Raw genomic sequence first — 13,858 nt, 5'->3', positions numbered from 1 at the left:
ACCCGACCGAGAGGGCAGACCTGTGCCAAACCTGCTGGACCCCATCCGCCGGCATGCGGACACCCATCCCGACGCCGTGGCCATTCGCGGCGACAGCAATGATTCCGGCGCATTCGCCGCGTGGACCTATCACCAATTGCGTTCGACGAGCATCAATTACGCCGCGACGCTGGCCGCGGCGGGGATTCGCCCGGGTGATCGGATCCTGCTCGCCGCACCGTCGGTTCCCGAATTCGTGGTCGCGTACATGGGTATTCAGGCGGCGGGCGCCATAGTGGTCCCGATCAACACCATGTCGACCCGGCACGAGATCGAGTACGTCCTCGGCGATGCCGGATGCGCACTGGTCATCGCCTGGCATGCGCTGGGCCCTGCCGCGTCGAGTGCGGCTGCGGCACAGGGTATTCCGGTCTGGACCCTGCTGCCCGGCGCCGACACCGGCCCGGCGGCGGCCGGGGTCCGCGACCGCGATCCGGACGAGACCGCGGCGATCCTCTACACCTCCGGCACCACGGGCCGGCCCAAGGGGGCGCAGCTGACGGTGTCGAACCTGTTGGCGGCGGGCGAGATCGGCGCCGAATGCAGTCGGGCATCGAGCGCGGACCGGACGGGCACCGGTCTGCCGCTGTTCCACGTCTTCGGCCAGGCCTCGGTCATGATGACAACCTTCACCGCCGGCGGATCACTGTCTCTGCTCTCCCGTTTCGACGCCCGGGCGATGATGGCCATGCTGCGCCGCGATCGGTTCACCGTCATGGTCGGGGTGCCCACCATGTGGAACGCCATGCTGCACGCCACCGGTGACGCGGATCCCGCGGATTTCGCGCAGCTGCGCATCGCGGTCTCCGGTGGCGCGTCGCTGCCCGGTCCGGTGGCGCGGGAGTTCGAGGCGCGCTTCGGCTGCACCATTCTCGAGGGGTACGGGCTCACCGAGACCACCGCTCTCGCCACATTCACCGATATCGATCGCGGCGGGAAGATCGGCTACGTCGGATGCCCGACGCCCGCCACCCGGGTCGAGGTCCGCGACGAAGCGGGCCGCCCGTGTCCCCCTGCGACGATCGGCGAGATATTCGTCAAGGGCGCCACGGTGATGAAGGGTTACTGGCATCGCCCGGCCGAAACCGCCGGCGTGCTCAGCGACGACGGCTGGTTTCGCACCGGAGATCTGGGCGAGGCCGACGCCGACGGTGATCTGCGCATAGTCGACCGCGTCAAGGACCTCATCATTCGCGGCGGCTACAACGTCTATCCGAGCGAGGTCGAGGAGGCGCTCTACGCGCATCCCGACATTGTCGAGGCGGCCGTGCTCGGCATTCCCGACGACTACTACGGCGAGGAGGTCGCCGCGGTGATCGTGCGCCGCCCGGAATCTGCCCTCGCGGCCACCGACGTATCGGCCTGGGCCCGCGAGCGACTCTCCGCATACAAGGTTCCGCGGGTCATTCGTTTGGTCGATGCCCTGCCGAAGGGATCGACCGGCAAAATCCTCAAGCGAGCCATCGACCTCGCCACCTTGACCGGCACAACGCCGGAAGATTCCCGATCCACACCGTAACTGGTGTGTGGATTGCCGAAACATGAAGCCGCGCAGGCGAACTGATCGTCTTCAGCATCCGGTCCGCCCCAGGTAGGGGCGGACCTGTGCCGGTTCGGCACCCGCGCATTCAGACGGCCGCGGTATGGGCCGCCGCGCCGATCGCGACGACTCGGCGACGCCGGCTCGGCACCAGCAGGGTCGGATGCCGTACGGACCAGGCCGCGCCCGAGCAGATCAGCTTCTTCAGGCGGGCGGCCTTGCGGCCCACGTCGACCTTCGAGGTCGGCTGATCCTCCGCGGTCACCTTCTGCACGATGGCATCACGGCGGCCGAGGCTGATGCACTGGCTGTTGTAGCCGATCGGGGCATCGGGGACTTCGCGTCCGGTCAGCCGGGCGGCGAGGGCGTCGGCGCCCAGCCAGGCCATCGGGGAGGCGGTGGCGCAGCCCATGCGCAATGTCTTGCCGCCCACTCCGATGGCGTATGCGGCATCGCCGACGGCGTACACGTCCGGGTGCGACACCGAGCGCTGGGTGGCGTCGACGACGATTCGCCCGGCCGCGGAGACGGTGAGCGTGCTCGCCGCCGCGATCGGGTGCACGGCGAATCCCGCGGTCCAGACGGTCAGGTGGGCGCGGATCTCCGCACCCGGCCGGGTGACCACGCCCGCTTCGGTGACCCGGGTGACGTCGGCGTGCTCGTGGACGGCGATGCCGAAGCGTTCGAACGCGCCGCGCAGATGGCTCTGCGCCTTCTCGTCGAGCCAGTCGCCGACACCGCCGCGCGCGGCCATGGCGACCTTCAGATCCGTTCGCGCCTCGGCGATTTCGGTGGCGATCTCGATGCCGGTGAGGCCGCCGCCCACGATCAGCACGGTCTCGTCGGCCCGCAGCTCGTTCAGGCGTTCCCGCAGCCGCAGCGCGGCCCGCTTGCTCGCCACCTGGTGGGAGTGCTCGGCGACGCCGGGCACGCCGAAATCGGCGACGGTGCTGCCCAGGGCGTAGACGAGCGTGTCATAGGCGAGGGTCTCGGCTCCCTGCTCGCCGAGCAGTTCGACGGACTTGCGGTCCGCGTCGATCGAATCGACCCGTGCGATGCGCACCTCGACGCCGGTGCCCGCGAACATCTTTCGCAGCGGGCGGACCGGTAGATCCTGCCCGGCGGCGAGCTGATGCAGGCGCACCCGTTCGACGAAGTCGGGATCGGCATTGACCAGGGTGATCTCGACGTCGTCGCGGTGCAGTCGCTTGGCCAGGCGTCCGGCGGTGGTGGCTCCGGCGTATCCGGCTCCGAGGACGACGATGCGGTGCTTCATGGTGTTGCTCCTGTCGGTGGGTTCGGAACTTGAACCGGACAGCCGCACGAATGCTGACAGGAGCTGACTGTGATGTGGGTCACCACAATTCGGGCAGGGGTGCTCCCGGTGTGCAGGTGGCCCACCGGCGATCGGCGTGCGCCAGCTTGTCGGGGTTGACGTGGCCGTGCACGGCGGCGATGCCGTCGGCGGTCACCTCCAGCACCACCATGCCGACAATGCGATCCGCGGCCACCAGGACCAGCGCGGGCCTGCCATTGACGATCGCGGCGAACGGTGTGGGCTTGCCGCCGAGCAGATCCCACTTGGCGCCCGCGGGTTTGATGGCGAGCCGCACGAACAGCGCGATGCGCTCGGCGCCGACGAGCGGCCTGTTCAAGGTGGGGAAGTACGCGCCGCCGTCGCCGATGATGGCGGCGTCATCGGTGAGCAACCGCACCAATTCGTCGGTGCGGCCGCTGACCGCCGCGGCCAGGAATTCCGCCACGATCCGGCGGGCGCTCGTCTCGTCCACTTCGATGCGCGCCCGTTCCACGGCCAAATGCTGTTTGGCGCGGCGATAGACCTGCTGGCAATGGGATTCGGTGATGTCGAGCAGGTCAGCGATCTCGTGGTGCGGGTAGCCGAAGGCCTCGCGCAGCACGTACACCGCGCGCTCGTTGGCGGTCAGCCGCTCCATGAGCGTGAGCATGGCGATCGATACCGATTCCCGCTGTTCGACGGTGTCGGCCGGGCCCAGCATCGGGTCACCCGCCAGCAGCGGCTCCGGAAGCCACTGCCCCACATAGGTTTCCCGGCGTGCGCGGGCGGAGGTGAGCTGATTGAGGCAGAGATTGGTGAGCACCTTGGTCAGCCACGCCTCGGGTGTCTGCACATACTCGCGGTCAGCGGCCTGCCAGCGCAGATACGTCTCCTGCACCGCGTCCTCGGCGTCGCCGGCCGAGCCCAGCAGGCGGTAGGCGATCGCCTCCAGACGGCTCCTGGATCCTTCGAACACATCGGCCTCGCGCGTGCGCAACATGTCGGCCATGGTCTGCCATGCGCACCGCTCGCGTCCAGCCGAACCGGACATTCGCATTCGCGCCTCGAAGAGGCTGGGGTGGAGTGCCACTCGCGCCCGCAGTTGTCCGCTGTACACACGGGTGCGCACCGGCTGACCGGCGCTCCGCTGTGCAAAGCTGGACGGTGTGAACCTCCTGAAGGATGCCACCTCGCCGTACCTGCGCCAGCACGCCGACAACCCGGTGCATTGGCGGGAATGGGATGCTGCGGCGCTGGCCTCGGCGCGGGAGCGGGATGTGCCGATCCTGCTGTCGATCGGGTACGCGTCCTGCCACTGGTGCCATGTCATGGCGCACGAATCGTTCGAGGACGAGGGCACGGCGAGGCTCATGAACGAGAACTTCGTGTGCATCAAGGTGGATCGGGAGGAGCGGCCCGATCTGGATGCGGTGTACATGAATGCGACCGTCGCCATGACCGGGCAGGGCGGGTGGCCGATGACCTGCTTCCTGACGCCGGAGGGGGAGCCGTTCTACTGCGGGACCTACTACCCGAAGACGCCGCGACACGGGATGCCGTCGTTCACCCAGCTGTTGAGCGCGGTGACCGATACCTGGCGGAATCGGCGCGATGAGGTGGACCAGGCGGCCGCGCAGGTCGGCGCGGCGCTGCGGCAGCAGACGGCGGGACTGCCGGACAGTGCGGTGGATCTGGACGCCAAGCTGCTCGATCACGCCGTGGCTTCGGTGCTCAAGGATATGGATCCCAAGCACGGCGGATTCGGCGGCGCGCCGAAGTTTCCGCCGTCCGCACTGCTCGAAGGGCTGCTGCGGGATTTCGAGCGCACCGGGAACGAGGCTGTGCGGCAGGCGGTTTCGTTCACGGCCGAGGCCATGGCGCGGGGCGGCATCTACGACCAGTTGCGCGGCGGCTTCGCCCGGTACTCGGTGGACGAGGCCTGGGTGGTGCCGCACTTCGAGAAGATGCTCTACGACAATGCGCAACTGCTGCGGGTGTATTCGCATCTGGCGCGGCGGGCACAGGACGGGGAGGATGCGCCCTGGCGTGATCCGGTGGCCGCGCCGGATGCCTCGGAACCGCTGGCGCTGCGCGTGACTCGCGAAACCGCCGGCTTCCTGCTGGACGATCTGGGCACCGAACGCGGCGGCTTCGCCTCCGCGCTGGATGCCGATACCCACCTCGAACCCGGACAGCCCGGCGTGGAGGGCGCCACCTACGTGTGGACTCCGGCGGAACTGAACGGTGAGCTGGGTGCGCACGACGGCGCCTGGGCCGCAGAGCTTTTCGGCGTCACCACCGCCGGAACCTTCGAACAGGGCACCTCGGTGCTCACCCGGTACCGCGACCCCGGCGCGGCGGATTACGAACGCTTCGAACGCATTCGGTCCACCTTGAGCACGGCCCGCCAGACCCGCCCGCAGCCCGCGCGTGACGACAAGGTCGTGACCGCCTGGAACGGCATGGCCATCACCGCGCTCGCCGAAGCCGGTGCGGCGCACCTGAATCCGGTCTGGATTGCCGCCGCCGAGCGCTGCGCGGCGTTCCTGCTGAACGAACATGTGCGCGAGGGCCGGGTCTGCCGCGCCTCGCTCGGCGGGGTCGCCGGCGCCGCCCCCGGCGTGCTGGAGGATTACGCCTGGCTGGCACTGGGTTTGCTCTCCGTACATCAGACCAGCAGTGGGGACTGGCTGGCGCAGGCGGAGCGCATCCTCGATGCCGCGATCACGCATTTCGCCGATCCGGAAACGCCGGGCAGCTGGTTCGATACCGCCGATGATGCCGAAACCCTGGTCACCCGCCCGCGCGACCCCGTCGACGGTGCGACCCCGGCGGGCACCTCCGTCCTGGCCGACGCGCTGCTCACCGCCGCCGCCCTCAGTGATCCGGAGCGGGCCGTCTGCTATCGCGATCTGGCAGACCAGACCCTCACGCGCGGTGCGGTTCTGCTCGCTCGGGCGCCTCGGTCGGCGGGGCACTGGCTGGCGGTGGCCGAGGCCGCGCTGCGCGGTCCCATCCAGGTGGCCGTCTCCGCCGGCGATGCCGATCTGGACGGCTGGGCCGCCTGCCTGGTCACCGCGGCCCGCGTGGCCGCCCCCGGCGGGACCGTCATCGTCTCCGGCGATCAGGACTCCCAGCCCCTGCTGGCCGACCGTCCCCCGGTCGCGGACCTGTCCGCCGCCTACGTCTGCCGCGGTTCGGTCTGTGATCTGCCGGTCACCACCGTGTCGGAGGTCCGGGCCGCATTGCTGCCGCCACTGGCCTGAATCATGGCCGTGAGGGCCACCAGCACCGCCACGATGTGCACACCGCGGAACACGCCCAGCGTGACCGCGGCCGGGGTCCAATGCGTGAACAGGTCGCCGAATCGATCCGCCGTCAGCACCGCGGTGAGAGGTTCGACGATCAGGGAAGCCAGCCCGAGGGTGCCGAGCCCGAAGACGAGAATGCCTCGGGCCCAGCGGACATCGGCTGCCATACGTAGCGCGACCGCGAATACTGCCAGGTAGATAGTGGCCCGGACGATCAACGCCGGCAGCAGCTCTCTCGCGTCCATCCCGTGGTCGCGCAGCTCCAGCACCACATGCAGCAGCGTCTCCCCGGCGCCCGCTAGCAGTGCGACGGCAATCGCCCGGAAGGCCAGCGAGAGCAGATGCGCATGTTGCGGCCCAACCGTATTCGGCGCTCTATCGGTAAAACCGGCATCGTCCATACCCGCAACGATGTCCCGCCCGCTCACCTCCCCGGATCACCCCCGAGTACTGCAACGCCCTAATCCCGCAGTACGACAACCCAATCCACGCAACCGAGCAACTTGTCTCGACGGTCTCCCCGTCCTCCCGCCCTCCCGTCCTCCCGGCGCACTTTTGGCCGGGATCCACCCTTGCCGTCGTGGATCCCGGCCAAAAGCATGCCGGGATGCCGGGGGTGCTTCTGGCTGGATGACGGGGGAGCTTCTGGCTGGATGCCGGGGTGCTTCTGGCTGGATGGCGGGGTGCTTTGCCGGGATGACGGGGTGGACCTGTGCGGGATGACGGGTGGACCTGTGCGGGATGCCAGGGTGGACCTGTGCGGGAGGGCGGGTGTGACCGCGTATGGAGGCCGGCAGGTGCTCGACGGGCGAGAGTATGGGTTAATTCGTTGCTGGGGGATGCGGGCGGTCTTACAGTCCGGGGGTGTTTATTTCGAGTGCTTTGATCGGATTTGCCGGGGACTCTCGGAACGCGTGCGTGGATGACTAGCGATCGGCTGCCTGGTCGGCGTCGGCTGGGGCCGGGGGTGCGACCGGGAGGGGAACGGCCTGCGGGTCGGTGCCGTTGCGGCGGACTGTCCTGCGGGACGGAGTGTCGGTCCAGCCTGGAGTGGGCTCTTTGCGGCCGCGGAGGTGGAGGGTGTCGTGCAACTCCCACCTGCTGCGTTCGAACTCGGCGGCGGCGTCGATAACGGCCTGACTGGCCAGAATCCGGCGGCCGACCTGTTTGGCCTCGGTCGTGAGGCGGGCCGCCTCATTGACGGCGTCCCCGATCACGGTGAATTCGAGGCGGGTGTCCGCACCGACGTCACCGGCGAAGACGAGACCGCGCGCCACCCCGATGCCGACATCGAGTTCCCCCGCCGCGGCGACCTCGTCGCGAATGCGGCGGGCGGCCCGCAGCGCGGGAGTGGCATTGTCCTCCAGCGCGATCGGCGCACCGAAGATGCACAGCGCCGCATCACCTTCGAACTTGTTGACCAGCCCGTGATTGTCCTCGGTCGCCGTGATCACGATGGACAGCAGCCGGTTGAGTTTGGCGACGAAATCGTGCGGGGCGAGTTCGGTGGACAGTGCCACCGAACCGGTGACATCGACGAAAAGCGCTGTCACCACCTGTAGATCGCCGGTGAGATTGGTGGTGCCCGCCAGCGCGCGTTCGGCCACCTCGGTGCCGACATGGCGGCCGAAGACGGTGCGCATATGTTCGCGCTCGCGCAGATTCGCGGCGAGTTCGTTCACCGAATGCTCGAGGCGGCCGATTTCGCTGGTGCTGCCGATCGGCACCTGTACGTCGAGCTCGCCCCGGGCGATGCGATCGAGCGCGTCGCGCAGCGTGTGCATCGGGGTGGCGACCGCGCGGGCCAGCGCGGCCGTCGCGACCGAACCCGCCGAAAGTCCCACCACCGCAAGGTAAATGCCCGTGCGGACACGGTCGCTCGGATCCGTTGTGGGATCGGCCAGCACGGTGATGAGCATGAGCAGCGGCACCGCGCCCACCACCGCGAAGGTGACCAGCACCCGCATGAGCACCGTGGAACTCCAGTGCGCGGTGTCGTCGAGCACCTCCGCCACCACCGGGATCGTGGGCCGGATCAACCGGTCCACGATGAGGTAGGTGAGGGCCGCCGACTCCAGCCCGCCGAGGGTGAACATGGATAGCACCACCGCGAAATTCCGCGGCGAGGTGGCGTGCGCGTACACCGCGGCGGCAATGATCACACCCGGAATCCAGATGGCCAGCGCCCGCAGGGTGATGCCCATGGGCAGATGCAGCAGTCGCCGCGCCTCGGTTTCGGTGGGCGCGCGGCGCTGATCGAGCCAGCTGAAATAGTGCTCCCGATCGCGCACCGCGAGCACGATGCCGACCGCGGCGCCGATGGCCGGGTAGATGGCGACCTGGACGAAGGTGGTCATCCACGTCGATCCGAGGCGGCCGAAGAATCCGCTCAGCAGCAGTTCGGTGGAGATGACCGCGAGCCCGCTGAGGTTGCACGCCATGACGACCACCGAGAGTCCCCAGCGCGCGCGCAGCGCCCAGAGGATGAGCCTGCTTATCACGGCGCCAAGGGTGTCGCGCGGGTGGCGACAGTCGGTGGTGTCATCGCGGTTGCATGCCTAGGGGTCGTCCGGCTGATGTTCAGGACTTTAGAGACCTTTCGGCCCCAATTGCACGTTTGTGAGTTTTTGCTCCGGTCAGTGGAGCAGGACCAGCCAGACAGCAACATAGTGGCATAGGGCCGCGACGACCGTTGCCGCATGGAAGAACTCGTGATATCCGAAGACCCTGGGCCACGGGTCCGGCCACCGCGAGGCGTAGAGAATGCCGCCTACGCTATAGGCGATACCGCCCGCGAGCAGCAGTAATACCGGCGTCCAGCCGACATTGTGGATGAGGGTTCCGGCCACCGGCACAATGGCCCAGCCGAGCAGCAGATACAGCGGCACCCCCACCCAGCGAGGAGCGGTGGGCCGCAGCATCTTCAGTGCGACACCCGCGACCGCGCCCGCCCACACCGTGATCAACAAGGTCGTCCCGGCGTGTCCGCGGACACCGAGCAGTGCGAACGGCGTGTAGCTGCCCGCGATGAACAGGAAAATCATCGAATGATCGGCCCGTTTCATCCACATGCGAGCGCGCGGCGTGCGCCAGTGCACCCGGTGGTAGGTCGCGCTGATACCGAACACCCCGCACACCGTCAGCCCGTAGACGGCGGTCGACCAGGCCGCGCTCGCCGAGATCGTCGAGGCCTTGCTCACCAGCACGATCACCGCGATGACGGCAACGCCGAAGGCCCACGCATGAATCCACCCGCGCATCCGCGGTTTGATCAGCGCGCCCTCCTCTCGACCGGAATCGAGGGCATCCGCCACCGGGGCGGAGGGCTGCACAGTGTCCGACACGTTAGTTACCTCCTCAGTAACCTACGGTACCGTAGGTTAGCGGCCGAACGTCTTGAAAGTGTTCTGAACAACTGGTTTCGTGAGTGTCGGGGTAACTCCCGGGGCACCCCCAGAACCCTTGCCCCACCTGACCGCACTGCGCGAATGGGACTGGACGACCTCTTGGCCGGGCGTCAAAGTTCCGGAGAGGCGGGGGAGCGTACTGTCACTTCCCGTGAAGCTTGCGAGTCAGGTGCGTGGACTCCCGTATCGGATTTACGAGGCCAGACTGGCCCAGCAGCTGGCGGGCAGGCAGCACCCCCGGCACGTCGCCGTCATGTGTGACGGCAATCGGCGCTGGGCGCGGGAGAACGGCTTCACCGATGTCAGTCACGGGCATCGGGTGGGGGCGCTCAAAATTGCCGAGCTGGTCGGCTGGTGCGGTGAGTCGGGCGTCGAGATGGTCACCGTCTATCTGCTCTCCACCGAGAATCTGCGCCGCGACCGCGAGGAGCTGGACACGCTCTTCGAGGTGATCACCGATGTGGTCGACGAACTCTCTGCACCGGAACAGAATTCGAGTGTGCGCATCGTGGGCGCGCTCGATCAGTTGCCGGACTATGTGGCCAAGCGATTGCGGGTGGCGGCCGAGCGCACCAGCGGCCGCGACGGCGTGCACGTGAATGTGGCCATCGGCTACGGCGGCCGGCAGGAGATCACCGATGCGGTGCGCTCGTTGGTGCGCCAGGAGATCGAGGCGGGCGAGACCGGCGAGGATCTGGTGCAGTCGATCACCGTCGACGCCATCGGGCAGCACCTCTACACCTCCGGTCAGCCGGATCCGGATCTGGTCATCCGCACCTCCGGTGAGCAGCGCCTGTCCGGATTCCTGCTGTGGCAGAGCGCCTATTCGGAGATCTGGTTCACCGAGGCGTACTGGCCGGAGTTCCGGCGCGTCGATTTTCTGCGGGCCCTGCGCGATTTTGCTGCCCGGCACCGCCGTTTCGGTGTCTGATTTGCCTCCGCTGCGCTCCGGCGGTTCACGGCCCTGCTACCCGGGTCTTCCCTCCTCCGCTCCTCCGCTTCGCTCCCCCACTCCGTCAGTCCAGACCCGGGCGGGCCGCGAACACCCGGGTTGCGGCATTTCACATCGAAGTCAGCACAGTTACATTGCAGAGCAACGGCTTCCGTAGTTCGCGGGCGCTTCGCTGCCGTACCGTCGGAGTGCATGAGTGAGCTGCGCGAAGGGCAGAGTGGCCCGGGGGATTCGACGATTGTCACCACGGAGTCGTACCTCAGCTATGAGGAGTTCGGCCGCCGATTTCTCGAGTACGCGGCGTCGCCGGAGCGGATAGCCGGGGCCTTCGAGAAATTGACCGGGGAGGCCTTCGAATTCGGCCCGATCGGGGTGGGACCGGGGCGGATAGCCAAACTGTCCGCCGCGGTGCGGCTGGGCCAGCCGCGGCTGAATCGGGAAGTGCAGGACAATATCTCGTACGACCTGGTGATCCCGCTCGATGTCGATCTGCTCATCGATCTCGCGGTGGATCGCTATCCGTTCCATGTGGACGGCACCATCCACCTGCATCTGACCGTGCGCACCGCCGAGCCGCTGCGCGTGCTCATCGATATCGCCGAACCGCAGCCCAGCAATGTGCGCATCAATGTGGCGAGCGCATCCCGCCGCGGGGAGCTGCTGCGCATTCTGGCCAGCGTCGATCACGAGATCCGCCGCTTCGTGGCGCGCTACATCGCGACCGAGATCTGCAAGCCGAATATCCAGGCCGCCACCGATATCGACGTGGCGGCGCGCCTGGACGCCGCCTGGCGACTCTAGAGCTTGCGCAGCCGCAGCCGGTTGATGGCGTGGTCGGAGTCCTTGCGCAGTACGAGCGTGGCGCGCGGGCGGGTGGGCAGGATGTTCTCCACCAGGTTCGGGCGGTTGGTGCTGTGCCAGATCTCCTTGGCCTGATTGGTGGCTTCGGAATCGGTGAAGTTCGCGTAGTGGTGGAAGGCCGAATTCGGATCGGTGAAGGCGGTTTTGCGCAGTGACAGGAAGCGCTGCACGTACCAGTTCTCGATGTCCTCGATCCGGGCGTCCACGTACACGGAGAAGTCGAACAGGTCCGACACCATCAGGCGGGGTCCGGTCTGCAGGACGTTCAGGCCCTCGACGATGAGGATGTCGGGCTGGCGCACACAGTGGAACTGGTCGGGCACGATGTCGTAGGCGATATGCGAATACACCGGCGCGCACACCTCGGGCGCACCGGATTTCACCTCGGTGACGAAGCGCAGCAGCTTGCGGCGGTCGTAGGACTCCGGGAAACCCTTGCGGTGCATGATGCCGCGCCGGGTGAGTTCGGCTGTGGGGTACAGGAATCCGTCGGTGGTGACCAGATCCACCCGGGGGTGGTGATCCCAGCGCGCCAGCAGTGCCTGCAGCACACGGGCGGTCGTGGATTTACCGACCGCCACCGAGCCCGCCACGCCGATCACATACGGCACCTGGCGATCGGGATGGGTTTCCCCGAGGAAGGTCGCGGTCGCGGCGAACAGGCGCTGTTTCGCGGCGACCTGCAAATGAATGAGACGGGCCAGCGGGAGGTAGACCTCCGCGACCTCTTCGAGGTCGATCTGCTCGCCCAGGCCGCGCAGGCCGGTCAGTTCTTCCTCGGTGAGCACCAGGGGAGTCGACTTGCGCAGGGTGCGCCACTGTTTCCGGTCGAATTCCACATAGGGACTCGGCTCGCTCATCCGTGCCACTCAGCCACGTCCCAGTGTCGGCCGACAACAGTTTCCGGACGGCAGACACGGCAACACTCCACGCATAGCCGAATTGTGCTCGGCCTCAACAGGGTGGTGAACACCAGGTGATGCTACTCACCGGTAACCGGAGTGACATTGGCTACACGCTCGAAGCTTGCCGGGCAATCCAATAAGGTCGTTCGCTATGGCAGCGCATCCACTCGTCACCGAATACCTGCGGCTGGGACTGGCTTTCGATCGGCTCGAGGAGGGCTTCGTCGACGCCTACACCGGTGATCCGGCCCTGCGGAGAGAAATCGAGAACGCACCCGCGCCGCAGCCGCGCGAGCTCGCGAACCAGGCCGCCGCACTGCTGAAGGAACTTCCGGAGGCGGGCCTGCCCGCCGACCGCACCGAATTCCTGGAGGCGCATCTGCGGGCCCTGGAATGCTCGGGTCGCAAATTCGCGGGCGACGACATCTCCTTCATCGACGAGGTGCACGCCTACTTCGATGTCGAGATCGCGCCCGGCGACGAGGACGACTACCGCGAGGCGCACCGGCAGTTGGACGAGGCGCTGCCCGGCGACGGACAGCTCTTCGAGCGCATCACCGCGCACCGCCGCGGCGACGAGATCCCGCCGGAACGCCTGCGCGAATGTGTGGACGCCTTCTCCAGCGCGCTGCGGGAGCTGGTGCGCGAGCGCTATCCGCTGCCCGACAACGAGCGGGTCGAATACGAAGTGGTGGGGGATAAGCCGTGGTCCGGCTTCAACTACTACCTCGGCAACTTCCAGTCCAAGGTCGCCATCAACTCCGACCTGAAACAGCATCTGTCACAGCTGCCGCATTTGATCGCGCACGAGTCGTATCCGGGCCATCACACCGAGCACTGCCGCAAGGAGGCCGGACTGGTCGGGGCCGGGCAGGACGAGCAGACGCTGTTCGTGGTCAATACCCCGCAGTGCCTGATGGCGGAGGGGCTGGCGGATCTGGCGCTGAAGTCGATCGTGGGGCCGGGCTGGGGCCGCTGGGCGCAGGACATCTACGCGGATCTCGGACTGCGCTTCGACGGGGAACGCGCCGAACGCATGTCGACCGCGTCCGGAAAGCTGCTGGGCGTGCGTCAGGATGCGGCGCTGCTGCTGCACGATCGCGGGCGCAGTGCCGATGCCGTCGCGGAATTCCTGCAGCGCTGGAGTCTGGTCACGCCGGAGCGGGCGCGGCAATCGCTGCGCTTTCTGTCCTCACCGCTGTGGCGGGCGTACATCAGTACGTATGTGGAGGGTTACCGGCTGCTCGGGGGCTGGCTGGACCTGGCGCCGGACGGCGAGAATCGGTCCGAGCGTTTTCGCCGCCTCTTGGACGAACCCCTCACACCCGGCGCGATTCGCCGGATGTGAGGGGACTCCCCGATCGGGTCTCCGGAGCCTATGCGCCCCAGGTGGAACAGGCCGCGCCGCCGCTCGACATCGTGCACAGGGACTTGAGCAGGGTGATCAGGATGTCCGGGAGACCGGCGCCGGCGATATTGAAAAGCATGTGTGTCTACCTCGAAAGCTAGTTTGGGCCAATGACACTGGCGCAGTGAGGCCAGTGGT

At 67.5% G+C, this 13,858-nt stretch carries 11 protein-coding genes; 5 read left to right on the top strand and 6 right to left on the bottom strand.

The window, feature by feature from the left end; all coding sequences use genetic code 11:
- Positions 1-22: 22 nt before the first annotated feature.
- Positions 23-1,558, top strand: coding sequence for an AMP-binding protein (locus OG326_RS38555; RefSeq protein WP_327142033.1), 1,536 nt, complete (start codon positions 23-25; stop codon positions 1,556-1,558).
- 109 nt (positions 1,559-1,667) lie between these two features.
- Here OG326_RS38555 and OG326_RS38550 read toward each other — a convergent pair whose 3' ends face one another.
- Positions 1,668-2,855: an NAD(P)/FAD-dependent oxidoreductase gene (locus OG326_RS38550; protein ID WP_327142032.1), complete on the bottom strand. Its 1,188-nt coding sequence runs from the start codon at positions 2,853-2,855 to the stop codon at positions 1,668-1,670.
- A gap of 79 nt (positions 2,856-2,934) precedes the next feature.
- On the bottom strand, positions 2,935-3,876 hold the full coding sequence (gene sigJ, locus OG326_RS38545; protein WP_327142031.1) for an RNA polymerase sigma factor SigJ: 942 nt from the start codon (positions 3,874-3,876) through the stop codon (positions 2,935-2,937).
- Positions 3,877-4,042: 166 nt separating this feature from the next.
- On the opposite strand from sigJ, the gene OG326_RS38540 reads away from it, so the two are divergent.
- Positions 4,043-6,142 (top strand): thioredoxin domain-containing protein, encoded by a 2,100-nt coding sequence (locus OG326_RS38540; protein ID WP_327142030.1) that lies wholly within the window; start codon positions 4,043-4,045, stop codon positions 6,140-6,142.
- Here the strand turns inward: OG326_RS38540 and OG326_RS38535 are convergent.
- From OG326_RS38535 to trhA, 3 genes are all read right to left on the bottom strand, one after another.
- On the bottom strand, positions 6,058-6,588 hold the full coding sequence (locus OG326_RS38535) for a hypothetical protein (protein WP_327142029.1): 531 nt from the start codon (positions 6,586-6,588) through the stop codon (positions 6,058-6,060). The genes OG326_RS38540 and OG326_RS38535 overlap by 85 nt on opposite strands.
- A gap of 525 nt (positions 6,589-7,113) precedes the next feature.
- Positions 7,114-8,688, bottom strand: a complete 1,575-nt coding sequence (locus OG326_RS38530; protein WP_327142028.1) for an adenylate/guanylate cyclase domain-containing protein — start codon at positions 8,686-8,688, stop codon at positions 7,114-7,116.
- Between the two features lie 135 nt (positions 8,689-8,823).
- Positions 8,824-9,447 (bottom strand): PAQR family membrane homeostasis protein TrhA, encoded by a 624-nt coding sequence (gene trhA / locus OG326_RS38525; protein ID WP_327146720.1) that lies wholly within the window; start codon positions 9,445-9,447, stop codon positions 8,824-8,826.
- 298 nt (positions 9,448-9,745) lie between these two features.
- On the opposite strand from trhA, the gene OG326_RS38520 reads away from it, so the two are divergent.
- A complete protein-coding gene (locus OG326_RS38520; protein WP_327142027.1) occupies positions 9,746-10,525 on the top strand; it encodes an isoprenyl transferase in 780 nt (259 codons plus the stop codon).
- A 213-nt stretch (positions 10,526-10,738) separates the two neighbouring features.
- Complete coding sequence (locus tag OG326_RS38515; protein WP_327142026.1) at positions 10,739-11,347, top strand: hypothetical protein; 609 nt, start codon at positions 10,739-10,741, stop codon at positions 11,345-11,347.
- On the opposite strand, the gene coaA is transcribed toward OG326_RS38515, so the two are convergent.
- Complete coding sequence (gene coaA / locus OG326_RS38510) at positions 11,344-12,276, bottom strand: type I pantothenate kinase (protein ID WP_327142025.1); 933 nt, start codon at positions 12,274-12,276, stop codon at positions 11,344-11,346. The two genes, OG326_RS38515 and coaA, sit on opposite strands and share 4 nt — an antisense overlap.
- A 187-nt stretch (positions 12,277-12,463) precedes the next feature.
- Between coaA and OG326_RS38505 the strand changes: the two genes are divergently transcribed.
- A complete protein-coding gene (locus OG326_RS38505) occupies positions 12,464-13,660 on the top strand; it encodes a DUF885 domain-containing protein (RefSeq protein WP_327142024.1) in 1,197 nt (398 codons plus the stop codon).
- Positions 13,661-13,858 lie beyond the last annotated feature (198 nt).

The organism is Nocardia sp. NBC_01327 (genome assembly GCF_035958815.1).
Classification (GTDB): domain Bacteria; phylum Actinomycetota; class Actinomycetes; order Mycobacteriales; family Mycobacteriaceae; genus Nocardia.
The sequence above is the reverse complement of the archived record's forward strand: the minus strand, read 5'-3'. Positions and strand labels throughout refer to the sequence as shown.